The organism is Neisseria sp. RH3002v2f, assembly GCF_014596375.1.
GTDB lineage: Bacteria > Pseudomonadota > Gammaproteobacteria > Burkholderiales > Neisseriaceae > Neisseria > Neisseria cinerea.
This window is the reverse complement of the sequence record NZ_MAYZ01000012.1, coordinates 135,390-160,177: the sequence shown is the minus strand read 5'-3', so window position 1 is coordinate 160,177 and position 24,788 is coordinate 135,390. Positions and strand designations below refer to the sequence as shown.

Annotated in this window: 22 protein-coding genes and 1 tRNA gene; 9 read left to right on the top strand and 14 right to left on the bottom strand. The window is 50.5% G+C overall.

Going from position 1 to position 24,788, the window contains the following annotated elements:
• Window positions 1-29 precede the first annotated feature (29 nt).
• The 7 genes from pheT to BBW69_RS01500 all read right to left on the bottom strand — a co-directional run bounded on the left by pheT (window position 30) and on the right by BBW69_RS01500 (window position 7,029).
• A complete protein-coding gene (gene pheT / locus BBW69_RS01530) occupies window positions 30-2,393 on the bottom strand; it encodes a phenylalanine--tRNA ligase subunit beta (protein WP_188210174.1) in 2,364 nt (787 codons plus the stop codon).
• A gap of 103 nt (window positions 2,394-2,496) precedes the next feature.
• Window positions 2,497-3,486 carry a phenylalanine--tRNA ligase subunit alpha gene (pheS, locus tag BBW69_RS01525; RefSeq protein WP_003683075.1) on the bottom strand — a complete coding sequence of 330 codons (990 nt, stop codon included), beginning with the start codon at window positions 3,484-3,486 and terminating at the stop codon, window positions 2,497-2,499.
• A gap of 248 nt (window positions 3,487-3,734) precedes the next feature.
• Window positions 3,735-4,094, bottom strand: coding sequence for a 50S ribosomal protein L20 (gene rplT / locus BBW69_RS01520; protein WP_003675502.1), 360 nt, complete (start codon window positions 4,092-4,094; stop codon window positions 3,735-3,737).
• 12 nt (window positions 4,095-4,106) lie between these two features.
• Entirely contained in the window at window positions 4,107-4,304 is a 198-nt protein-coding gene (rpmI, locus tag BBW69_RS01515; RefSeq protein WP_003675505.1) for a 50S ribosomal protein L35, read from the bottom strand.
• Window positions 4,305-4,446: 142 nt separating this feature from the next.
• Window positions 4,447-4,968 (bottom strand): translation initiation factor IF-3, encoded by a 522-nt coding sequence (infC, locus tag BBW69_RS01510; RefSeq protein WP_188210305.1) that lies wholly within the window; start codon window positions 4,966-4,968, stop codon window positions 4,447-4,449.
• Between the two features lie 17 nt (window positions 4,969-4,985).
• The gene (gene thrS, locus BBW69_RS01505; RefSeq protein WP_188210173.1) at window positions 4,986-6,899 is read right to left on the bottom strand and encodes a threonine--tRNA ligase; all 1,914 of its coding nucleotides are present in this window, start codon (window positions 6,897-6,899) and stop codon (window positions 4,986-4,988) included.
• 53 nt (window positions 6,900-6,952) lie between these two features.
• Window positions 6,953-7,029, bottom strand: a tRNA-Val gene (locus tag BBW69_RS01500).
• A 180-nt stretch (window positions 7,030-7,209) separates the two neighbouring features.
• On the opposite strand from BBW69_RS01500, the gene tgt reads away from it, so the two are divergent.
• The 7 genes from tgt (at window position 7,210) to BBW69_RS01465 (ending at window position 15,449) form a co-directional block, all read left to right on the top strand.
• Window positions 7,210-8,325 (top strand): tRNA guanosine(34) transglycosylase Tgt, encoded by a 1,116-nt coding sequence (gene tgt, locus BBW69_RS01495; protein WP_108043242.1) that lies wholly within the window; start codon window positions 7,210-7,212, stop codon window positions 8,323-8,325.
• 122 nt (window positions 8,326-8,447) lie between these two features.
• Window positions 8,448-9,458, top strand: a complete 1,011-nt coding sequence (gene hemH, locus BBW69_RS01490) for a ferrochelatase (protein ID WP_003675513.1) — start codon at window positions 8,448-8,450, stop codon at window positions 9,456-9,458.
• Window positions 9,459-9,570: 112 nt separating this feature from the next.
• Window positions 9,571-9,972, top strand: coding sequence for a cytochrome c (locus BBW69_RS01485; protein ID WP_107996879.1), 402 nt, complete (start codon window positions 9,571-9,573; stop codon window positions 9,970-9,972).
• Between the two features lie 555 nt (window positions 9,973-10,527).
• Window positions 10,528-11,388, top strand: coding sequence for a DUF808 domain-containing protein (locus BBW69_RS01480; protein WP_107960078.1), 861 nt, complete (start codon window positions 10,528-10,530; stop codon window positions 11,386-11,388).
• Window positions 11,389-11,457: 69 nt separating this feature from the next.
• Complete coding sequence (gene lnt, locus BBW69_RS01475; protein WP_188210304.1) at window positions 11,458-12,996, top strand: apolipoprotein N-acyltransferase; 1,539 nt, start codon at window positions 11,458-11,460, stop codon at window positions 12,994-12,996.
• 259 nt (window positions 12,997-13,255) lie between these two features.
• Window positions 13,256-14,119, top strand: a complete 864-nt coding sequence (gene rpoH, locus BBW69_RS01470) for an RNA polymerase sigma factor RpoH (RefSeq protein WP_039853999.1) — start codon at window positions 13,256-13,258, stop codon at window positions 14,117-14,119.
• Window positions 14,120-14,567: 448 nt separating this feature from the next.
• Entirely contained in the window at window positions 14,568-15,449 is an 882-nt protein-coding gene (locus BBW69_RS01465; protein WP_188210172.1) for a YicC/YloC family endoribonuclease, read from the top strand.
• 83 nt (window positions 15,450-15,532) lie between these two features.
• Here the strand turns inward: BBW69_RS01465 and BBW69_RS01460 are convergent, their stop codons facing one another.
• The 5 genes from BBW69_RS01460 to pgeF all read right to left on the bottom strand — a co-directional run bounded on the left by BBW69_RS01460 (window position 15,533) and on the right by pgeF (window position 18,973).
• Complete coding sequence (locus BBW69_RS01460) at window positions 15,533-16,099, bottom strand: RDD family protein (protein WP_223169902.1); 567 nt, start codon at window positions 16,097-16,099, stop codon at window positions 15,533-15,535.
• A gap of 23 nt (window positions 16,100-16,122) precedes the next feature.
• Entirely contained in the window at window positions 16,123-16,542 is a 420-nt protein-coding gene (locus BBW69_RS01455; RefSeq protein WP_003675535.1) for a hypothetical protein, read from the bottom strand.
• 120 nt (window positions 16,543-16,662) lie between these two features.
• Window positions 16,663-17,661 carry a DNA polymerase III subunit delta gene (gene holA / locus BBW69_RS01450; protein ID WP_188210171.1) on the bottom strand — a complete coding sequence of 333 codons (999 nt, stop codon included), beginning with the start codon at window positions 17,659-17,661 and terminating at the stop codon, window positions 16,663-16,665.
• A 1-nt stretch (window position 17,662) separates the two neighbouring features.
• Window positions 17,663-18,142 carry an LPS assembly lipoprotein LptE gene (lptE, locus tag BBW69_RS01445; RefSeq protein WP_188210170.1) on the bottom strand — a complete coding sequence of 160 codons (480 nt, stop codon included), beginning with the start codon at window positions 18,140-18,142 and terminating at the stop codon, window positions 17,663-17,665.
• A 51-nt stretch (window positions 18,143-18,193) separates the two neighbouring features.
• A complete protein-coding gene (gene pgeF, locus BBW69_RS01440; RefSeq protein ID WP_107960064.1) occupies window positions 18,194-18,973 on the bottom strand; it encodes a peptidoglycan editing factor PgeF in 780 nt (259 codons plus the stop codon).
• 441 nt (window positions 18,974-19,414) lie between these two features.
• Here pgeF and BBW69_RS01435 point away from each other — a divergent pair, with 441 nt between their 5' ends.
• Complete coding sequence (locus BBW69_RS01435) at window positions 19,415-20,362, top strand: bile acid:sodium symporter family protein (RefSeq protein WP_188210169.1); 948 nt, start codon at window positions 19,415-19,417, stop codon at window positions 20,360-20,362.
• Between the two features lie 152 nt (window positions 20,363-20,514).
• Here the strand turns inward: BBW69_RS01435 and rluD are convergent, their stop codons facing one another.
• Window positions 20,515-21,639, bottom strand: a complete 1,125-nt coding sequence (gene rluD, locus BBW69_RS01430) for a 23S rRNA pseudouridine(1911/1915/1917) synthase RluD (protein WP_188210168.1) — start codon at window positions 21,637-21,639, stop codon at window positions 20,515-20,517.
• Between rluD and BBW69_RS01425 the strand changes: the two genes are divergently transcribed.
• Complete coding sequence (locus BBW69_RS01425; protein WP_003675549.1) at window positions 21,638-22,441, top strand: outer membrane protein assembly factor BamD; 804 nt, start codon at window positions 21,638-21,640, stop codon at window positions 22,439-22,441. The genes rluD and BBW69_RS01425 overlap by 2 nt on opposite strands.
• 72 nt (window positions 22,442-22,513) lie before the next feature.
• Here BBW69_RS01425 and BBW69_RS01420 read toward each other — a convergent pair whose 3' ends face one another.
• Window positions 22,514-24,733: a DNA internalization-related competence protein ComEC/Rec2 gene (locus BBW69_RS01420; RefSeq protein ID WP_188210167.1), complete on the bottom strand. Its 2,220-nt coding sequence runs from the start codon at window positions 24,731-24,733 to the stop codon at window positions 22,514-22,516.
• Window positions 24,734-24,788 lie beyond the last annotated feature (55 nt).

Below are 24,788 nucleotides of genomic sequence, written 5' to 3'. Positions count from 1 at the left end.
TATTTAAAATTCAAGCGAATATTTATTTCTCAACCGCGCAGTTGCGCTCCTGCTGCTGTTGCCGCATCAATCAGTTTTCCGATAACCGGCTCGATGACTTCATCTGTCAGCGTATTTTCCATATCTTGTAAAATGATTTTAACGGCAACGCTTTTCATGCCTTCAGGCACGCCCGTGCCGCGGTAAACGTCAAACACGCTGATTTCTTGAACCAGCTTGTTTGCCGCCGCTTTCAGGGCATTTAACAAATCATCATGCGCTACAGCCTCAGGCATTACAAATGCCAAATCTCGGCGTGCAGGTTGGAATTTGGATACGGACTGATAACGGGTTTTCTCACGACCCAATACCGCATCCATATCGATTTCAAATACCAGCGGTGCTTGCGGCAAATCATATTTTTGTAGCCATTTCGGATGCAATTCGCCAACAAAACCAACTACCCGGCCATCTGAAACAATATTGGCGGCACGTCCAGGATGTAATGCCGGATGTTCGGTCTTAACAAAGGATACTTCCTTGTTTTTCAAAAGACTCTCAACATCAGCTTTCATATCGTAGAAATCCACATTGCGTGTTTTCTCTCCCCATTGCTCAGGCTGCACGGAGCCATACCACAAACCACCGATACGTTCGTTTTGAACAAATTGATCAGCCGAATCTTTGCTGAACACACGGGCAATTTCAAATACGCGTACACGGTTTTGCTTACGGTTCAAATTGTTTTGCAAAACTTCCACCAAACCGCCGATAAGCGTAGAACGCATGACGGCATACTGCACCGCCAACGGATTTTGCAGGCGGATAGGATTGGTATTCGCAACAAAGTCTTGCTCCCATTGCTCATCCACAAACGCATAGCTGACCACTTCGCGGTAACCGCGTGCCGCCATTTCGTTATAAACCGCAAAACGCGGGCGTTTGGTTTCAGGCAAAGCCAACATTTTCAGACGGCCTGAAGTATAGTCGTCGGGAATATTTTCATAACCGTAAACGCGGCCGATTTCTTCAATCAAATCGGCTTCGATTTCGATATCGAAACGGAAGCTAGGAGAAGTAACACGGAAGCCTTCTGCAGTTTTCTCAGGCTGCAAACCCAAGTGTTGCAAGATAATTTCGACTTGCTCGGCAGGGATTTCAACGCCCAATACCGTTTTCAGACGGCCTAAACGCAATTCGACCTGTTTTGCCTCAGGCAATTTTCCTTGTGCTTCAACCATTTCACCGGCTGCGCCACCACAAATCTGCAACACCAATTCGGTAGCACGCTCAATGGCATCAGCTTGCAAGCGGTAATCCACACCACGCTCAAAACGGAAAGAAGAATCCGAACCAAAACCGTATTGACGGGATTTACCGGCAATAATCTCCGGAGCAAACCAAGCAGCTTCCAGTACGATATTTTGCGTGTCGCCTGAAACCGCGCTTGCCTCGCCGCCCATCAAGCCGGCCAAGCTCAACGCACCTTTTTCATCAGCGACCACCAGTGTATTGTCAGCCAAAGTAACCGTCTTCTCGTTCAGACACGCCAAAGTCTCGCCATTTTGAGCACGGCGGACAATCAAACTGCCTGACAGCTTGTCAGCATCGAAAACATGCATAGGCTGACCAATTTCCAGCATCACATAGTTGCCGATGTCCACTAATGCGGAAATGCTGCGGATACCGCTGCGTTCCAAACGTTGTTTCATCCAATCGGGAGTAGCCGCTTTCGCATTAACATTTTCAATAACGCGGCTGATAAAACGGCCGCAATCGGCCGGTGCATCAATACGGACAGCCTGTTTTTTCTCACTGCCGATAGAGGCCGTCTGAATTTCAACAGGCGTAAACGCACATTGAGTCAACGCAGAAACCTCACGCGCGATACCCTTAACACTCAAGCAATCAGCTCGGTTAGGCGTAATTTTCAACGTAAACAGCGTATCGTCCAAATCCAAGTATTCGCGGATATTGGCACCGACAGGCGCATCTTCAGGCAGAATGTGCAGACCGTCTACACCATCATCAGGCAAGCCCAGTTCATTGGTCGAACACAACATACCGTTTGATGGTACGCCGCGCATTTTAGTTGGCTTAATTTTGAAATTGCCCGGCAAAACGGCACCCGGCAACGAACACGGCACTTTAATGCCCGGCTTGACATTTGGCGCACCACAAACAATCTGAACCAACTCGCCCGTACCGGCATTAACTTGGGTAACGTTCAAACGGTCTGCATCAGGATGTTTTTCAACGGATTTTACTTCGGCAACAACCACGCCACTGAAAGCAGGGGCAGCAGTATCGATTTCTTCCACTTCCAAACCGGCCATGGTCAAAAGATGTTCCAGTTTATCGGCAGAAAGATCAGGATTGGCTTGAGTTTTCAGCCATGAATAAGGAAATTGCATATTATTTTCTCTACTATCAGGCCGTCTGAAACAAATTTTTATCAGACGAAATCAGTAATATCTATTCACTTTTCAGACGGCCTATCAAAAGACCATCTGAAATTTATTTAAACTGCTTCAAAAAGTTCAAATCATTATCGAAGAACAAGCGCAGGTCATTGACGTTGTAGCGCAACATGGCAAAGCGGTCGAGACCGATACCGAAAGCGAAACCGGTATATTTCTCAGGATCAATATTCACATTTTTCAACACATTAGGATGTACCATACCGCAACCACCTACTTCCAACCATTTACCGTTTTCACCCATAATGTCGATTTCGGCAGAAGGCTCAGTAAACGGGAAGAAAGACGGACGGAAACGCACTTGCAGGTCATCGCGTTCGAAGAAGCGACGGATAAAATCAGTGAACACTGCTTTTAAGTCGGCAAAAGTTACGCCCTCTTCTACCCACAAACCTTCGGCTTGATGGAACATAGGCGAGTGAGTGGCATCACTGTCCACACGGTAAACGCGGCCGGGAGCAATAATGCGGATAGGCGGCTCTTTTTTGTCGAGCATATAGCGGATTTGAATAGGCGAAGTGTGTGTGCGCAAAACGTCACCATTTTCAACATAGAAAGTATCTTGCATCGCACGCGCTGGGTGATTTGCAGGAATATTCAAGGCTTGGAAATTATGGAAATCGTCTTCGATTTCAGGGCCGTCCGCCACTTCAAAACCCATACCGTGAAACAGCTCAACCACACGTTGCAAAGTCAAAGTAACTGGATGCAAACCACCATGTTCTTGCGCACGGCCCGGCAAAGTAATATCCAAGGCTTCTGCAGCCAATTGAGCTTGCAGCTTGGCTTCATTCAGGGCATCGCGTTTAGCATTAAAAGCCGTCTGAAACTGATTTTTGCATTCGTTGATGTGTGCGCCTATGGTTTTACGCTCCTCAGGAGACATTTGACCCAAAGTTTTCAAAAGTCCGGTCAATTCGCCGGTTTTACCAAGATAGCGTGCTTTAATTTGTTCTAAGGCATTGAAGTCTTGCGCGGCTTCAATAGCAGCAATACCTTCTGCAACGATACGGTTTACATTTTCCATAGTGGTTTATCGTCTGTTTGTTGATGACAGGCCGTCTGAAACAACAAAGCCGTCTGTTGGATTTAATTGCAAACCCGTTCAGACGGCCTTTTGTCTTACTGCGGCCAATCCGTTTGATAAGATAGGCCTATTTTATCGCAAATTAGTATAAAAAAATAGAGTTTAAAGAAAGAAAATCAACTACATAGGATTTCTTTAAGAAAAGAAAAAAGGAAGCACAAGCTTCCTTTTTAAATAATCTTATCGAATTAAGCAGCCAAAGCGGCTTTAGCTTTTTCAACCAATTGTGCAAATGCAGCTTTGTCGAATACAGCCAAATCAGCCAACACTTTGCGGTCGATTTCGATAGCAGCGCGTTTCAGGCCGTTCATGAATTTGCTGTAAGACAGACCATTTTCACGAGCACCTGCGTTGATACGAACGATCCACAGTTGACGGAATTGACGTTTGCGTTGGCGACGGTCACGGTATGCGTATTGACCGGCTTTCATTACCGCTTGTTTGGCAACACGGTAAACGTTTTTACGACGACCGCGGTAGCCTTTGGCTAACGCGAAGACTTTTTGGTGACGAGCACGAGCGGTAACACCGCGTTTTACGCGTGGCATATTCTAAACTCCTTAAGCGTAGGGCAACATTTTAGCAACAGAAGCCAAATCACGTGAATCCACCATAGCGGTGCCGCGCAATTGACGTTTAGTTTTAGTGGTTTTTTTGGTCAGGATGTGACTTTTGAACGCATGACCGCGTTTTACACCACCGTTACCCAGTACTTTAAAGCGTTTTTTCGCGCTAGACTTGGTTTTCATTTTAGGCATTGGAAAACTCCATTCGTTATTAGATAAGGTATAAGGGGTTTTGAAATAAATTTCAAACACTTGGAACCCAAAATACCACGGTTTTCGCCGCTAATTAAACCTTATTTCGAGCGGCAATCGAAATAATCCTTGCATTATAGCTTTATTTCTTCTTAGGCGCAATCATCATCACCATTTGACGGCCTTCCATTTTAGGGAAGGACTCGATTTGTGCCACTTCAGCCAACTCTTCTCTTACGCGTTCAAGCAGTTGGGCGCCCAATTGTTGGTGGGCCATTTCACGACCGCGGAAACGCAATGTCACTTTGACTTTGTCACCATCGGCAAGGAAGCGGTTGATGTTGCGCATCTTGATTTGATAGTCGCCTTCATCAGTACCCGGACGGAATTTAATTTCCTTGATTTGTACCTGCTTCTGGTTTTTCTTGGCTTCGTCGCGCTTCTTGGCTTGTTGGTATTTGTATTTACCGTAATCCATCAGTTTGCATACGGGCGGCTTGGCAGTCGGGGAAATTTCTACCAAATCGACATCTTGCTCTTCGGCCATAGCCAGAGCTTCACGAACTGAAACGACACCAAGCTGATCTCCTGACTCACTGATTAATCGCACTTCTTTGGCGGTAATTTCACCATTGATTCGTGCTTCGCGTTCTTGAGCGATGATGAATACTCCTATAAAAATTAATGATTGACGAGGGCATCAGTGATTTCTTGCTGCAATTGTGCAACAAAATCATCTACATTCAAAGAACCCAAGTCTTCTGCTTTGCGGCGTACCGCAACTTTGTTTTCTTGTTTCTCTTTATCGCCGACAACGATTTGATAAGGGAAACGGTATTGGCTGTTGTCACGGATTTTGTAACCGATTTTTTCGTTACGCAAATCCAATTCGACACGGAAGCCTGCTGCCTGCAATTTGGCAGCCACTTCGCGACAATAATCTGCTTGGTTCTCGGTGATATTCATAATCACCATTTGAACCGGCGCAAGCCACAATGGGAATGAGCCTGCATGGTTTTCAATCAGAATACCGATGAAGCGCTCCAAAGAGCCCAAAATAGCGCGGTGCAACATTACAGGACGCGCACGATCGTTATTTTCAGTTACATATTCCGCATTCAAACGTTCTGGCAATACGAAGTCCAACTGCAGGGTACCGCACTGCCAAGAGCGACCCAAGGCATCTTTGACATGATACTCAATCTTAGGACCATAGAATGCACCTTCGCCAGGCAACTCTTCCCACTCTACGCCACAAGCGGTCAATGCATCACGCAAGCCTTGTTCGGCCTTATCCCAAACTTCGTCAGAACCTGCACGTTGTTCAGGGCGGAGGGACAGCTTCACAGCAACATCATGGAAGCCGAATTGTTTGTAAATACGAACCAGCAATTCATTAAATGCACGTGCTTCATCAACGATTTGATCTTCGGTACAGAAGATATGCGCATCATCTTGCACAAAACCGCGAACACGCATCAGACCATGCAATGCACCGCTTGGTTCATTGCGGTGGCAAGAACCGAACTCGGCCAAACGCATTGGCAAATCGCGATATGAGCGCAAACCGTTATTAAAAATTTGCACATGACCCGGACAGTTCATCGGTTTAACCGCGTATTCGCGTTTTTCTGAACTGGTCACGAACATATTGTCTTTATAGTTTTCCCAGTGGCCGGATTTTTCCCAGAAGGTTTTATCCATAATCTGAGGCGTTTTCACCTCTCTATAACCGGCAGCATTCAACTCTTTGCGCATATGCTGCTCAATCACTTGCCACAAAGCCCAACCTTTAGGATGCCAGAACACCATACCCGGCGCTTCATCTTGCAGGTGGAACAAATCCAATTGTTTACCCAGCTTACGGTGGTCGCGTTTTTCTGCTTCCTCGATGCGTTGGATATAGGCTTTCAATTCGTCTTTACTTGCCCAAGCCGTACCGTAAATACGTTGCAACATTTCATTATTGCTGTCGCCGCGCCAGTATGCGCCTGCCAGTTTCGTCAGCTTAAAGTTTTTCAAGAAACGGGTATTGGGAACGTGAGGGCCACGGCACATATCGACGTATTCTTGATGATGATACATACCCATTGCTTCCACTTCAGGCATGTCTTCAATCAGACGCAATTTGTACTCTTCGCCGCGATCTTGGAAAATTTTGATGGTTTCTGCACGAGGCGTCATCACTTTAATGACGTCATAGTCTTGTGCAATCAACTCTTTCATGCGCGCTTCGATAGCGGCTACATCATCAGGCGTAAATGGTTTTTCAGTTGCGATATCGTAATAGAACCCGTCTTCAATCACCGGACCGATAACCATTTTTGCATCTGGGTAGAGCTGCTTGACCGCATGACCGACCAAGTGTGCGCAGGAGTGGCGGATAATTTCCACGCCTTCTTTGTCTTTAGGCGTAATGATTTGAACATGAGCATCTTCGGCAATCGGATCACACGCATCGACCAATTTGCCGTTTACCTTACCTGCCACTGTCGCCTTTGCCAGACCAGCTCCGATAGATGCGGCAATTTGCGCTACAGTAACGGGCGATTCGTACTGGCGGACCGAACCGTCCGGCAAGGTAATGTTCAACATTAAAAGGCTCCAAAACATTAAAAAATAACGGCATAAATGCCGTTTGGGAAATTTGGTAGGCACGATTGGATTCGAACCAACGACCCCCACCATGTCAAGGTGGTGCTCTAACCAACTGAGCTACGTGCCTTCAAATAATTTTTGCATTGTAACGATTCATTCCGTCTTTTGCAAGAGGCATGTATGTTTCTTCATTGCCGCAACCTGCAGAATTTAGGGAGTCTTATAAAAAAACCGTAAAAAATCATTTATAATGCAGCTCCTTAAAAATATATTTTTACACACAGCCGCCCGACTTACATTAAATCTTATGCTCAAATTTACCTTACACAAAAAAGACGGCCATGCCCGACGCGGCACTTTGGAACTGAACCACGGCAAAATCGAAACGCCGGTATTTATGCCGGTCGGCACTTATGGTTCGGTTAAAGCGATGAACCCGCAAAATCTGCATGACATCAAAGCGCAAATCATATTAGGCAACACTTACCATCTGTGGCTACGCCCGGGCTTGGAAGTCATCGAACAATTCGGCGGTCTGCACGAATTTATCGGTTGGGATAAGCCGATTTTGACCGACTCAGGCGGTTTCCAAGTATTCTCATTGTCTGACATGCGTAAGCTGACTGAAGAAGGCTGTACATTCCAAAGTCCGATCAACGGCGACAAACTGTTCCTCTCGCCCGAAGTGTCGATGAAAATCCAAACCGTATTGAATTCCGACATCGTGATGCAGTTGGACGAATGCACCCCTGGCGAAGCAACGCACAGCCAAGCGCAAAAATCGCTACAAATGAGCCTGCGCTGGGCGGAACGAAGCAAAAAGGCTTTTGAAGACCTCAAAAACCCGAATGCGCTGTTTGGCATTGTACAAGGCGCGATGTATGAAGATTTGCGCGAAGAGTCACTGAAAGGCTTGGAAGATCTCGACTTCCCCGGCTTGGCCATCGGCGGATTGTCCGTTGGCGAACCCAAGCCCGAAATGTACCGCATGTTGCGCGCTGTCGGCCCTATCCTGCCGGAACACAAACCACATTACTTGATGGGCGTCGGCACGCCTGAAGACTTGGTGTACGGCGTGGCACACGGTGTGGACATGTTCGACTGCGTCATGCCCACCCGCAATGCGCGTAACGGCTGGCTGTTCACCCGTTTCGGAGATTTGAAAATCAAAAACGCCAAACACAAGCTCGACAAGCGTCCGATTGACGAAAGCTGCACCTGCTACGCCTGTCAGAATTTCAGTCGCTCCTACCTGCACCATCTGCACCGTGTCGGCGAAATTTTGGGCGCACAGCTCAACACCATCCACAATCTGCACTTCTACCAAGTCATCATGGCAGAAATGCGCGAAGCCATCGAACAAGGGAAATTTGCCGATTGGCAGGCTCAATTCCATGAAAACCGCGCACGAGGCGTGGATTGAGATTTAACCATGCTTATCAAGGTCGTCTGAAAACATTTATCTTGATTGTCCCTCGGTTTTTCAGACGGCCTTTTGCACAAAGAGACATCTAATATTATCAATACACATCAAAGAAACAGACCATGCCCCGCTTCCTGCCAGAACCCTCCCTTCCCTACACCGACCAAAACCGTACCGCCGTCTTACTGCTTAACCTCGGCACACCGGATGCTCCGACCGCGCAAGCCGTCAAACCTTACCTGCGCGACTTTTTATCCGACCAACGCGTAGTGGAACTGCCGAAGCTGTTGTGGCAACCGATCTTGCGTGGTCTGATACTGACGCTGCGTCCTAAGAAAAGTGCGCACGCCTATGAAAAAATCTGGTTTAAAGAAGGTTCCCCCTTAGAAGTTTATACGGAACGTCAGGCAGCCGCGCTTGCCGAACAAATGCCCGGCCTGATTGTCCGTCATGCCATGACCTACGGTAACCCTTCGGTGGCGGATGTATTGTCGGAACTGAAATCACAGGGTGTGGGCAGGCTGCTGATTATCCCGCTGTATCCGCAATATGCCGCATCAAGCAGTGGAGCCGCCGTGGACAAGGTATGCGAACAATTACTGCTGCAACGGAACCAAATGAGCATACGGACCGTTTCGCGCTTCTATGACGACACGGGCTATATCGATGCAATGAAAAACCATATCCTCCGATATTGGGCAGAATACGGCCGCAGCAAGAAACTGATGCTGAGCTTTCACGGCATTCCGCAAAAACACTTCAACCTCGGCGATCCCTATCCAGATGAATGCCGCCATACCGCCAAACTGCTTGCAGAAGCACTAAATCTGACCGAAGACGAATATGTCGTGTCTTTCCAAAGCCAATTCGGCAGGGCAAAATGGATTACACCCAGCACTCAGGATTTGTTTAACAAACTGCCCAAACAAGGCGTAACCGAACTGGATGTATTTTGTCCGGGTTTTTTGGCCGACTGTTTGGAAACTATGGAAGAAATTGCCCTGATGGGGCGTGAACAGTTTTACGAAGCAGGCGGTAAAAACTACCGCTATATCCCCTGCCTCAACGACAATCCCGACTGGATCGGCGCGCTCGCCGGGCTTGCAAAAGAGAACCTTGGTGGCTGGTATTGAAACAATCGTTTGACCCACATCCAAATGCCGTCTGAAAATAATCTTTCAGACGGCATTTCATCTCACTTTCAGGTATGATGGCTTTGGACGCAACCATCAAAAGGATAACCCGATGAACATAATCCGACTGCTGCCCGCCCTGGTTTTGGGCTTACTCTATACCACCGTTTCTGCCGCCGATTCCCCCCAGGCGGCAAATGGGCAAAAAACCTACGAATCCAATTGTGCCGCCTGCCACGGAAAAAAAGGAGAAGGACGGGGGGCCATGTTTCCTCCGCTTTACCGTTCCGATTTTATTATGAAAAAACCGCAAGTCCTGCTGCACAGCATGGTTAAAGGCATCAACGGCACCATTAAGGTCAACGGCAAAACCTACAACGGCTTTATGCCGGCAACCGCCATCAGCGATACCGATATTGCCGCCGTCGCCACCTACATCATGAACACCTTCGACAACGGCGGCGGCACGATTACCGAAAAAGACGTCAAACAGGCAAAAAACAAAAAACCTTAACCTTAGCAAGATGCCGTCTGAAATCCCCCCAATCCGACTTCAGACGGCATTTAAACCAAAATATCCCGATACGGCACTTTCAAACCGACAGAACCGATATTGCCGTTCCGCCGTCAGGATGGCGGCGTGTCCAAAAGCAATACAGACACATACCAACCCCATCCCAAACTGGGAAACCGCATACGCCGACCACCCGCACAAAATCTCACCCGATAAAAACCGACCTGCAAAATTTGCCGTAACAAAATCAGGCTTACAAGACCACCAACCGTCATTATGCCGACAGGAGGCAGCATACTCTAACCCCGGCGCGAAAATAACGGTATCCTTCCCGGTAAAGGCAGCCTGCATATCCCGTCCAAATGACCAACCACCCTTAAAACCCATAGAATCAGGGTTCAAAAAACTCAATATCCCACGACCCTTTCCGACAATTCCGCCCTCTTCCTACATCATTACAGCCAGGCTGCTTAAGCCCTCATTATTCCATCCGAACCTCACACCGGCCATTCTCCTATATAATATCGGGATGTGTACCTTCATTTCGGAATAACCATGGCTTTTGCCTCACTGTTTACGCTTTTGGATGATATCGCCGCCGTACTGGACGATGTCGCGCTTATGACCAAAACTGCCGCAAAAAAAACCGTCGGCGTGGTCGGCGACGATTTGGCACTCAATGCCAATCAGGTTGCAGGCGTATCCTCGGAGCGCGAGCTTCCAATCATATGGGCTGTGGCAAAAGGCTCACTGTTCAACAAACTGATCCTCATTCCTGCCGCGCTGCTGCTTTCCACCTTCCTACCACAGGCAATCACCCCGCTCCTGACCATCGGAGGTATTTATCTGTGTTTTGAAGGCGTTGAAAAACTGCTGCACAAATTCCTCCACCGTAACGTACATCTTGAAGCAGAAACAGCCGCAGGCGGGGACGAACAGGAAAAAATCAAAGGCGCTATCCGTACCGACTTCATCCTCTCTGCAGAAATCATCATTATCGCACTGGGTACGGTCGGACAATACGGGCTGCTGACGCGCTCGCTGGTTATGGCGGCAATCGGCATCGGCATGACGGTTTTCGTATACGGCCTAGTCGCCGTTATTGTCAAACTTGACGACTTAGGCATACTGCTGATGAAGCGGCCGCAAAACCTTCTGCGCCAGACAGGACGTACACTTATTTCCTTTATGCCTTGGTTTATGCGCGGATTGGCCATCGCCGGCACGATAGCCATGTTCCTTGTTGGCGGCGGACTGGTTTCCCACAATCTGGGTTTCCTACATGACTTCCTCCACACACACCATTGGGACAGCGGATGGATATCCCACCTGTCCGACCTTTTGATCGGACTGGCAGCAGGTTCCCTTGCCTGTGCCGCCGTACTGCCTCTGATAAACTGTTTCCGCAGACACTGACCTCCTTTCCGATGCACCATGCCGTCTGAAAAACGCTCGGACGGCACCACTCCAAACAGACAGACACCCATGTTTCCCAAACTAGACAAATACTGGCAACACCCCTCCCTCTACTGGCCCCTGCTCATCCTCTTTGCCGCCGCCACCCCCTTTACCTTCGCACCCTATTACCACTTTTGGCTAATGCCCTTGATTTTCGGCTCATTTGTCCGACTCATCGAACTGCGTCCGCGCTTTGCCGTTTCATCTGCCTACCTATTTGCCCTGACTGCATATTCAACACAATTCTACTGGATACACACCGCCCTCCACGACATTTCCGGACTCCCCAACCTCTATGCCGTACCGCTGACCTTCCTGCTCCCCGCCTACCTTGCCCTCTATCCGGCACTCTGTTTATGGTTATGGAAAAAATTTACCCTGCCGCGAAGCATAAAAACCGGCTTGGCATTGCCGGTTTTGTGGACACTGACCGAGTTTGCCCGCGAGCGCCTTCTGACCGGATTCGGCTGGGGTGCACTGGGCTATTCGCAAATCGTTTCAGACAGCCCGCTCGCTGGTTTTGCCCCTTTAGGCGGCATCCATATGGTTACACTGGCAACCGCCTTCCTCGGCACATGGTTGGTTTTGGCAAGCGACGGCAGCATTCCCCCCCGGAAACGCCTGTTTCCGATTATCCTGATTGCCATTCTGATTACCGTCGGTTATACCGCGCAGCAAACCGACTTTACCCGTCCGGACGGCAGCACCCGAACCGTCGCCCTCCTGCAAGGCAATGTCGTACAAACCCTCAAATGGCGTGAAGACCAAGTTATCCCGACCATACAAAAATATTACGAACAAGTCGGCAAAACCACTGCCGACATCGTCATCATGCCCGAAACCGCCATTCCCGTCATGCGTCAGAACCTGCCGGAAAACATACTGGCACAATTTGCCGAACAGGCACAAAACAACGGCAGCGCACTCGCCGTAGGCATCAGCCAATACACTTCAGACGGCAGCGGCTACGAAAATGCCGTCATCAACCTGACCGGCTATCAAGAAAACAATCCGAACGGCATACCCTATTATGCCAAAAACCACCTTGTCCCCTTTGGAGAATACAAACCTCTGCCCTTTCTGACCACGCCACTCTACAAAATGATGGACATGCCCCTTTCCGACTTCCACAAAGGCGGTGACAACCAACCCACCCTTCAAATGAAAGACCAAAAAGTCGCCTTCAACATCTGCTACGAAGACGGTTTCGGCGACGAACTGATTACTACTGCAAAAGATTCCACCCTGCTTGCCAACATCAGCAACATGGCATGGTATGGAAAATCCAACGCCATGTACCAGCAACTACAGCAGTCCCAGGCACGCGCCATGGAACTCGGCCGTTATATGGTTCGCGCAACCAACACCGGAGCGACCGCCATCATCTCACCCAAAGGCAATATCATTGCCCAAGCACAACCCGATACCGAAACCATATTGGAAGGACACATCAAAGGCTATACCGGTGAAACGCCCTATATGAAAGCCGGCAGCTCATGGCCGTTGATAGGAATATTGACCCTTATCACACTGATACTTTTCATATTCCGCAACAAAAAATCCTAATGCCGGAACTGTCCGCCAAAGCGGACAGTTTTTTCCATGATACTGTTTACATACAGAAACGAATGTAATATAATATCCAAATCAACCTAAAATATCAGGATTTAAAAAATCAATCAAAATCAGATATAAAATTTCCCTATTTATCAACCCCTACCGCATATCTTTTATCAAACGTACAAAACACAATCCAAGCAGTGATATACTGTATCCAAACACCCAACCGCAAACCCGCGGTTCCAGCCGAAAGGAAATGCCTCAAATGAATAACGCTTTTGCATTACCTGCCATTCAAAGCGGCAACGGCAGCCTCGAACAATATATCCACACCGTCAACAGCATCCCCATGCTGACCTTGGACGAAGAAACGCACCTTGCAGAACGCCAACGCAAAGGCGACCTCAATGCCGCCAAACAACTTATCCTTTCCCACCTTCGTGTGGTCGTTTCCATCGCACGCGGCTATGACGGCTACGGACTGAATCAGGCCGACCTGATTCAGGAAGGAAATATCGGTCTGATGAAGGCGGTCAAACGCTACGAACCAGGTCGAGGTGCACGCCTGTTTTCATTTGCCGTGCATTGGATTAAAGCGGAAATTCACGAATTCATCCTGAGGAACTGGCGCCTTGTCCGCGTTGCCACCACTAAACCGCAACGCAAGCTGTTTTTCAACCTGCGCAGCATGCGTAAAAACCTTAATGCCCTGTCTCCTAAAGAAGCACAGGAAATCGCCGACGATTTGGGTGTCAAACTTTCCGAAGTACTGGAAATGGAACAGCGCATGACCGGACACGACATCGCCATCATGGCGGACAACAGCGATGACGAAGACAGCTTCGCCCCCATCGACTGGCTTGCCGACCACGATTCCGAACCGAGCCGCCAACTGTCGAAACAGGCACATTACGCGCTGCAAACAGAAGGCCTGCAAAATGCTTTGGCGCAACTGGATGACAGGAGCCGCCGTATTGTGGAAAGCCGCTGGCTTCAAGATGACGGCGGTCTGACGCTGCACCAGCTTGCTGCAGAATACGGCGTCTCTGCCGAGCGCATCCGCCAGATTGAAGCGAAAGCTATGCAGAAACTGCGTGGTTTTCTTGCCGAAGAAGCCGAAGCGGTTTGAAATAGGCATAATTAAACACCCGACAAGCCGGCTTGTCGGGTGTTTTTTATAATAGAAACCCCAATGAGGCTTGTGTGTCGTGCTGTACACGATTTTATACGTCCACGCCGTTGCAATTGCCGAAATTAAAAAACCAACATGAATCAGACACTGCCATATAAGCTGTTTCTCAGAAAGATTGGGCGAATTGATAAATTGCCTGTACCACAATCAAGTCTATATAAATCGGCACTTGCAGCCAACGGCTTGTCAAAATTATTTTGGTAAAGACACCCGTAGCCTGTTCCAATTTTGGAAGTTTTGTCTGATACACATCCCTTTCTTGCAGCGACAAAAGCTCATGGTGCCCATATAGCGCGCCAAATCTTTAATTTTTCACATCCTGAAGCACTTAGTCCCATACAGATGTGATATATTGATTATATTTTAACGGACTTCGGAGGAGAAAATGAGCAAAACCATCCATATCCACAGTATGACCGGATTTGCCAATACGGCAGAAGAATGCGGCAGCAAACGCATCAATCTCGACCTGCGTGCGGTCAACCACCGTTTTCTAGATATTCAAATCAGGATGCCGGATGATTTACGCCATTTGGAAAGCGGTATCCGAGAGAAAATTTCATCCCATATCGCGCGCGGCAAAGTCGAATGCAAAATCCAAATTCAAGATACGGAAAACAAAAACCAATCTTTGGAACTGAATCACGACTTGGTCGGACAACTTGCAGAAATCAACCAAACCCTCCGTAAACATCATGACCTGGCAAAATTGGGGGTTGCCGATATTTTACGTTTTCCCGGTGTATTGGCAAGCCAAAGGGAAAATACGGAAGAATTGGCAAAAAGCATTACCGAACTGACCGAAAAAGCGTTAAAAGACTTCACTGCCGCACGCAAGCGGGAAGGTAAGAAACTAGGCGAGCACCTGTTACAACGCCTTGAAAGCATGGAAGAAATCATAGATGCATTAAGCGAACTCTTTCCTACCCTGTTGGAAACACATAAAGAAAAAATCCGCTCGCGCCTCGTCGAAGCAGTCGGCGACATCAATAATGACAGGCTGCAACAGGAATTTGCCCTCTTTATTCAAAAATCCGACATCGACGAAGAATTCAGCCGCCTGCGCACGCATATCGACGAAGTACGCCGCATCGTTACCGAACACAAAGGCAGCAGCGGAAAACGCTTGGATTTCCTGATGCAGGAATTAAACCGTGAGGCCAACACCTTGGGCAGCAAATCTATTGCTGCTGAATGCACCCGGGCCTCTGTCGAACTGAAAGTCTTAATCGAGCAGATGCGGGAACAAGTGCAAAATATCGAATAATCGGTTTCCCCGATAACCAAATGCCGTCTGAAAGCCCTTTCAGACGGCATTTTTTCAGTTTGAAACCTTTGCGGTATAAAGGCTTAAGGCTTTCCTTTAACCTCCACCAATCTTGTTCCTGCAAGAAAATCATACAGAAACTGCCGATCGGGATTCAGCAGTGCGAACCCCCACGGTAAAATCAGCCAAATCAATGCCGCACCGAATGCATCCTTGGGTGAAATACCGAGCAGGTGGCGTAATCCGGCATAGGCTAGCATAGGGATGAATACGATAAATATGCATGCCCAAATAAAACGCAGGCGGAGCAAGTGTAGAGACGGCTGCATACCGTTAACATCGCACAAGCCTATCCTCCATGTCCTCATCGCCAAGGTCTGTCCCTGCCCGTGCCAGTTGGCACGGAAATAAAGCCACCATGATCCCATTATCAGGATACTCGTTACCAATGCAGAAACCGCGATAGAAACGGGATTCAGAAAAATGGCAGCAATACCGGCAAGCAATGCTGCCAAACAGGTTGCCGCACCGACCAGCAGCATCTCATACAGCATGGCGGCAAAGCGGCGTTTGAGCGGGGCGGGTTTCAGTATCATCATCTTTTCAGTCGGAATATGCCGTCTGAAACACCGGCGGGTTTCAGACGGCATTCATGCAGATATGCCTCGGGCGGTTAACGGTGCGGACGTTTCTGACCGCGCGACTGTTTTGCCGCCATTTGGTTGATTTCCTGACGGGACGGACGTTTTTTGAACATGGCATGTGCCTCGTCAACCGAACATTTTTGCGACAGGCAGATTAAAGTAACGGCATCCTTCTGGTATTGTCCGCCGCTATGATACATACGGCGCAGGTTGGCCTCATTGACTTTGCCTTTTTCCGGATCAATGTCGAATTTTTTCAGACGTTCGATAAACAGACGCTGCTGACGGCGGCTAGTCCAAACAAAACCGCCCGCGGCGGCAGCGACGATGATGGCGGCAAGCAGGATGGCAAGCGGCCAGGAATCGACAATCAATACGATAATGAGGCTTAAAACGGCGGTAGTCAGTAAAATCAGGCCGCCCAAGCGCAGTTTGGTCTTATTGTCCATAGGGTTGATGTTCCTTTATTGAGGTGGTCGTGCCGTCTGAAATGTTTTCGGACGGATTGGTGAATACTTTTCAGGATTAACGGTATTTTACAGTATTTTCAGATTTTAGGGATTGCCGCTTTATTCTGCCAGTGAAATGACAAGTTGTCTGAACGCCGCCCATGAATCGCCCTCTTCCGCACCTTTGATAATCCTGTCGATTTTGGCACAGGTTTTAAGCGCATCAAGCAGGCGGGAGATAGAAATCCGTCTGACCGCAATCGGAGCGAGCGTCTGCTTTTCACCCCAAAGTCTGAGACTGTTGCGTACGGATTGGACACTCTGCCCCTGTTTTAAGGAAGCAGCCAGACGGATCAGCGTCCTGATGTCTTCAGCTACCGTCCACAGCAACAGTACCGGTTCTTCGCCTTCCTCCTGCAATCCGTCCAACAACCTGCATACGCGCGGCACATCACCCTTCATCCATGCGCCGGCAAGCTGAAAAACGTCAAAGCGGGCAACATTGGCAACGGCGGTTTGCGCCTCATGGATATTGACGGTATGCCCTTTCGGATACAGCAGCCCGAGCTTGTCAATTTCCTGACGTGCCGCCAGCAAGTTGCCTTCCACCCGTTCCGCAAACAGTGCCAATGCGTCGGCTTCGATAAACAGACCAATTTTTCCCAATCGACTGCGTATCCATTGCGGTAAAGCCGCCGCGCCGACCGGCTTGGCTTCCCACACCTCCCCCTTGGCTGCCAATGCGGCAAACCATTTGGATTGAAGCTGGTTTTTTTCCAGTTTCGGCAGTAAAACCACCGTTACCGTATCTTCCGGCAGGCGGGAGGCAAAAGTTTGCAGTGCCTCGCCACCGGTTTTGCCGGGCTTGCCGTTAGGGATATGCAGTTCCAACAGTTTCAAGTCGGCAAACAGACCTGCTCCGCCTGCCGAATGCAGCAGTTCGTTCCAATCGAAGGCATTGTCTGCCGTATAAACTTCCCGATTGAGGTAACCTTGTTTCTTTGCCGCCGCCCTCAATGCATCCAATGCCTCGATACGCAGCAGCTCTTCCTCGCCATGAATGACGTACAGCGGTTTTAAAGGTGCGTCCTCATCGATATGCCCGGTATATGCCGCCACTTTATTCTGCCTTTAGGAAGGTCAGGCGGCGGACAATTTGTTCGGCGGCATCCTGCCGCATTTCTGCCCACAGGGTTTCTTCTTCTTCCTGTTTGCCCAAAATCTCATTGTCCGAATAATCCAAAATACGGCGGACGAAAACAGTCATCGGTCTACCCACAGGTTCGCCGTGTTTCAGCACCTGTGCTTCAACCGTCAGCACCAAGAGATATTCGTTAATCGCCGCCGCACGGGTGATGGTATAGGTCTCCTTGCGCTGGGAAATATTGTTGATACGCAGGGTCATCGGTGCGCCGCCGGTATCCGTAACACGGACCGAGACCTGATGAAGCGCGGTTTCCAAAGGAAACTGCAATGCCTGACCGCCTTCAATGTGCCAGTTTTTATAGGCAGGCGTATGCAAAGCGCCGCTCCGGCCTTTCAAATGGAAACCGCATGCGCCCAACATCAGCACCGCGGCGGTAAGCAATATTTTGTTCATATTTTGCCTTTCTCAAAAGCACAAAGTCGGTAGATTATATCAGCGGTATTTTCAGACGGCATTCCTATCCAGCCAAATCAGGCTCGCCATGCGACCCGTCATCCCGTCACGGCGGTAGGAGAAGAAAGTGTCGCGTTCCAAGACGGTACAATGCGTGCCGCCGTAAATCATGTTCACCCCTTCGCGGCGCAGAACCAAACGCGCCAACGCGTAGATGTCGGCAAGATACTTACCGCCGCCGATGTCTTCGAATGCATCCGCGGCTTCGGGCATGGGCGCGCAAAATGCGTCGAACACGTCTTGTCCGACTTCAAACGCATCCGCACTGATGGCGGGACCGAGATACGCCATAATTTCGACGGGCGGAACCTTCATCGCGGCTATGGTGTTTTGCAATACGCCGCCCGCCAAACCGCGCCAGCCGGCGTGTGCGGCAGCAACGACCGTACCGGCTTTGTCGCAGAACAAGACAGGCAGGCAGTCGGCAGTCATCGCGGCACAGGCGGCTTTGCCCGTGTTGTCCACCGAAGCGTCTGCATCGGGTGTGTTGCCTAACGCTTCGACAGCATTGACGACAATGGTGCTGTGAATTTGATTGAGGTAGGCGACGGGCAGCCCGACCTGTTCCTGCACAATTTCACGATTACGTTGTACGGCATCGGGATTATCGCCCACGTGCGAACCGAGGTTCAAACTCTGATACACACCTTGGCTCACGCCGCCGTTGCGCGTGGTAATCAAGGTTTTGACATTGGCGGGCGCAGGCCAGTCGGCAATCAGGAAATCTTTGTCCTGCGGGACGAGGTTTAGGGTTTCTGTGATGGTTTTCATTGGATATTGGAATAGGTGTGTGGCGGAAAGGGTTGATTAACTGCCTTCGGGGCAAATGGATGCTTGTTTTTTCGTCATTCCCGCACAGGCGGGAATTCGGAGATTCGGGATTGTTTCCAAACGTTCAGGTTCGGATTCTTGCCGGTGCAGGAATGATGCCCTTATATACTTTCTCCGAGCTTTATATGTTTCAACAGGGGATGGCACATCAAGCACCGCACTGCGTGTTGCCCGAACGAGACTACCCTCCGATTAGATTCTATCGCCATAAACAGACGGGTTTCAACCGGATGCAGTCCGTTTCCGACACCTCTCGGGCGATGCCGTCTGAAAACTAATCTCCACTTTCAGACGGCATTGTTTAGGCACGGTTATTTTGCAAATTAAGGTTAAGGCGTGTATGCTTGCCTTCCCTTAAAAACAAACACGCAACGCATTATTATGAATATCCTCAGTAAAATCAGCAGCTTTATCGGAAAAACATTTTCCCTCTGGGCCGCGCTCTTTGCTGCCGCCGCTTTTTTCGCGCCCGACACCTTCAAATGGGCGGGGCCTTATATTCCTTGGCTGTTGGGCATTATTATGTTCGGTATGGGTTTGACGCTCAAACCTTCCGACTTCGATATTTTGTTCAAACATCCCAAAGCCGTCATCATCGGCGTAATCGCACAATTCGCCATTATGCCGGCAACCGCCTGGCTGCTGTCCAAACTGTTGGACCTGCCTGCCGAAATCGCGGTCGGCGTGATTTTGGTCGGCTGCTGCCCGGGCGGTACGGCTTCCAATGTGATGACCTATCTGGCGCGTGGCAATGTGGCTTTATCGGTTGCCGTTACGTCTGTTTCCACCCTGATTTCCCCATTGCTGACTCCCGCCATCTTCCTGATGCTTGCCGGCGAAATGTTGGAAATCCAAGCGGCCGGTATGTTGATGTCCATCGTCAAAATGGTTTTACTCCCCATTGTTTTGGGTTTGATTGTCCATAAGGTTTTGGGCAGTAAAACCGAAAAGCTGACCGATGCGCTGCCGCTGGTTTCCGTTGCCGCCATCGTGCTGATTATCGGCGCGGTAGTCGGGGCAAGCAAAGGCAAGATTATGGAAAGCGGCCTGCTGATTTTTGCGATTGTCGTACTCCACAACGGCATCGGCTACCTGCTCGGTTTCTTTGCCGCCAAATGGACCGGCCTGCCTTATGATGCACAAAAAACGCTGGCCATCGAAGTCGGTATGCAAAACTCAGGCTTAGGCGCCGCCCTTGCCGCCGCACACTTTGCCGCCGCGCCGGTTGTTGCCGTTCCCAGCGCATTGTTCAGCGTGTGGCACAATATCTCCGGCTCGCTGCTGGCAACTTATTGGGCGGCCAAAGCCAGTAAACATAAAAAACCCTAAACGCCTTTCATCATAATGCCGTCTGAACGGGGCAAACGAAACCGGCGGTTTCTGCCCGGCCCCTTCAGACGGCCTTTGTTTGAAATCGGCGGAGACGATTGCCCGGCTGCTCCGATTCGGCTGCCTGCGTTCGCCCCGCCTTTCAAGCCGCCTCACTCCCTTACATAAACCACTTCGACATCGTAGTCGTCTTCGTTCCAATCATCGTCGTCATCCGCGCCGAGTTTGTCCTGCCATTCTTCTTCATTGTCCAAGGAGGAATCCAAACCGGCTTCGAGGCGCAATACGGACAGCAGGTGATACATATCATCGGGAATCGGGGCTTCGAAGGAAACGGTTTCGCCGGTTTTCGGATGGACGAAACTCAAGCGGTAGGCGTGCAATGCCTGACGCGCGCCCAGACTTTTAACTGCTTCTTTCACCGGTTCGCTGCACGGATGGCGCAGGTTGCCGTAAACCGGGTCGGCGGCAAGCGGATGGTTGGCCTCGCGCATATGGACGCGGATTTGGTGCGTCCTGCCTGTCTCGAGCGAACATTCGATATAGCTGTGGGCAAGATAGCGTTCCAACACTTTGACGTGTGTAACGGCTGGTTTGCCGCCGAATTTAACGACTGCCATTTTCAGGCGGTTGTGCGGATCGCGTCCGATTTGGGTTTCGATTTTACCGTCAAAGGGAACGATACCGTTGGCGACGGCGCGGTAAATGCGTTTGACCGTGCGCTCTTGAAGCTGTTGCACGAGGGAATTTTGCGCCGGCAAGGTTTTGGCGACCACCATCAGGCCGCTGGTTTCTTTGTCCAAACGGTGTACGATGCCCGCGCGCGGTACTTGGCTCAATTCGGGACAGTGCGCCAACAGGCCGTTGAGCAGGGTACCGCTCCAGTTTCCTGCGGCCGGGTGGACGACCAGTCCGGCCGATTTGTTGACGACGATGACGGTATCGTCTTCGTAGACGATGTCCAAAGCCATAGGCTCTGGAACAAACGCCAGATTTTCCTCACTCGGACGGACGGTTACACGGATTTGCTCACCGCCTATCATTTTGTCTTTGGGTTGCGAAGGTTTATCGTTTACAATAACCGCGCCTTCTCTAATCCATGATGTCAACCGGCTGCGCGAATAGTCTGGCAGAAGTTTTGCCAATACCGCATCCAACCGCCCGCCGGCAAGCTCGAGCGGAACAGTCAGACAAATACAGTTTTCGGTTTCCGGGGCTGACACAAAGTCTGAATCATCGCTATAATCGGATTCATTATCAAAGGAAGTATTCTGCATGAAAAAAATTCTTTTAACGGTTTCATTAGGTTTGGCACTGAGTGCCTGTGCCACCAAAGGTACGGTAGATAAAGATGCCCAGATTACCCAAGACTGGAGTGTGGAAAAACTCTATGCCGAAGCCCAGGACGAGCTGAACAGCAGCAATTATACGCGAGCTGTCAAATTATACGAAATCTTGGAATCGCGCTTCCCTACCAGCCGCCATGCCCAGCAATCCCAACTGGATACGGCATACGCCTACTATAAAGATGATGAGAAGGATAAGGCGCTGGCCGCCATTGACCGCTTCCGCCGCCTTCACCCTCAACACCCGAATATGGACTACGCGCTATACCTGCGCGGTTTAGTACTGTTCAACGAAGATCAGTCTTTCTTGAACAAGCTTGCCTCGCAAGACTGGTCCGACCGCGACCCGAAAGCCAACCGCGAAGCATATCAGGCCTTTGCGGAACTCGTCCAACGCTTCCCGAACAGCAAATACGCCGCCGATGCGACCGCACGCATGATCAAACTGGTCGATGCTTTGGGCGGCAATGAAATGTCGGTAGCGCGTTATTACATGAAACGCGGCGCATATATCGCCGCCGCCAACCGCGCCCAAAAAATTATCGGCAGCTATCAAAATACACGCTATGTCGAAGAATCACTGGCCATATTGGAACTTGCCTACAAGAAGTTGGACAAGCCCCAGCTTGCCGCCGATACACACCGCGTTTTGGAAGCCAACTTTCCGAAAAGCCCGTTCTTAAAGCAGCCGTGGCGGTCTGACGATATGCCCTGGTGGCGTTACTGGCACTGATTCCGCACCGATGTCCGGATGCCGTTTGAAACCCTTTCAGACGGCATTTTCCGTTTCAGCCCAAACCGTCATTCACTCAAACGGCTTTCTCTGCCAATAAAACCGATAATTTTTGAGACGACCTGCCTTCACACCATCTTGACTCAAACCAAATACCAGCGCACCCGACAAATCCGTCCGCAACAACTTGATGCCGTGTGCGCGGACACGGTTCTGCACCGCCTCGGTCGGATGTTTGTAGGCATTGCCATAACCACTGGATGAAACAGCATATTCGGGTGCAACCGTATTCAGGAACACGCCTGAAGATGATGAATTACTGCCGTGATGCCCCAACACCAACACCTGGCTGTACAGGTTGCCGCCATACTTGCCGACCAAGCTTTCCTCGCCCTTCGTATCCAAATCGCCGGTTACCAGCAAAGCCGCACCGCCGGCCGTTACGCGGAGTACGCAGCTTTTCCCGTTGTCGTCCGACTCATTGCGTTCAGGCGGCACCAAAAACTCAAAATCCACGCCGTCCCACTGCCAATACTGCTCCGTACAGGCCCGCGCGCCCTCATAAAATTCCGGCTGTCCGGCATACATTCCGCCATCGGGAATATTCCTCACCGCCTGCAAACCGCCGTCATGATCGCTGTCATGATGGGAAATCACCAACCTGTCCAAGTACCGTACGCCCGACGCATTCAGGCTCGGCACAATCCCCGTCTGCGCCGCCGATGCAGTTCCGGTATCAAACAAAAGATGATGATTTGCCGTCCGTACCAGCACCGACAAACCCTGACCCGCATCCCAAACGATGACTTCCGCACTGTTTCCACGTACCGCCTCAGGACGGTAAAACACAAATCCGGCCAGAACCGCCGCCGACCACGGACGCAAACCCAAACCGCGCGGCAAAAGGACAAACAAGGCGGCGCATAATGCCAAAACCAACAGCGGAAAAGGTGCGGCAGCAACGGCAAACTCCGGCGACACGCCGGCAAGCCATACCAAAAACCGCAAAGTATATTCTGCCAAGAATGCTGCCGCCTGCTGAAGCGGCGCAAACGGCACGACCGAACCCAGCAATGCCAGCGGCGTCAGAACCCAAGAAAACCACGGTATCGCCACCGCATTGACCAAAGGGCTGATTAAAGGCAGAGAGGCAAACAGATAGCCGAGCAGAACCACAGAACATACCGATGCCGCCCATTGTCCGCGCACGGCGGTTTTCCGCCTATCCTCACCCAGCCGCCCCGAACACGCCCATATCAAAGCCGCAACCAAACCGAAAGACAGCCAGGTACCGACACCTAAAACCGCCAAAGGATCAAACAACAAAACGGCACCCAAAGCCTGCCACCATGCCGCCCAAACCGAACGCCTGCCATTACGCCACGCCCACGAGAATGCCGCCAACATCAAAACGCTGCGCTGCGTCGGTACGGAAAAACCCGCAAGCAGCGCGTAACACAGCGCACCGGCACAACCGCCTGCCAAAATCCACACGCGTGGCCGGGAAGGAAGGCGCGGCAGACAAACAAACAACCGCCTGACCAGCCACGCAAACAGTACCGCCACCATCGTAACGTGCAAACCCGAGATACTGACCAGATGAGTCAGCCCCAACGGTCGGAACGCCTGCCACAATTCGGGGCGCAATGCCGACTGTTCGCCCACACTCAACGCGCGCATCAGCCCGATGCCGTCTGAAAGCCCGCCATCCGCATCCGCCTGCTGCCAATTGCGGCTGATGCGGCTGCGCCAAACCGCAATCCCCCAACCGCTTCCGTCATGCAGCAAAACCCTGTCCGCACCGACCGTTCCCACGCCGCCTATCCCGTTGGATAATGCCCACGCCTCACGGTTCAGCCCCCTAAGGTTCAATTCCCCTACGACAGGGCGCACGCGCGCCGTTATCCGCCACTTGCTCCCGACCTTCCACTCACGTTGCTTATAATCAGACAGCAACAAGTCAAACCGCCGTCCCTCGCTGTCTACGGCTTTTGCCGCAAAACGGACGCTCCACCCGTCCGAACTCGGCATATCTGCCACTTCCACCGTCAGCGGCACACCCGAAACCGCCTCCGCCCGCCATTGGGAAGACAATGCCGCCTCCGTCCTGAACACACCGTAGGCAGCACCCGCCAAAACACACAACATCAAACCGGCAAATCCAAACCGCCTTGCAGACACAGCAAAAACCGCAAAAGCCGCCAACCAAAACAGCCAATGCGGTACAACCGGCAGTGCGAACGAAACTGCCACGCCGACGACCCAACACGGCAAAAACCAACGACGGAACACGTCTCCCCACCCCCGATATTTCAAAAATAAACGGATAATAAAGCAAATCCGAAAA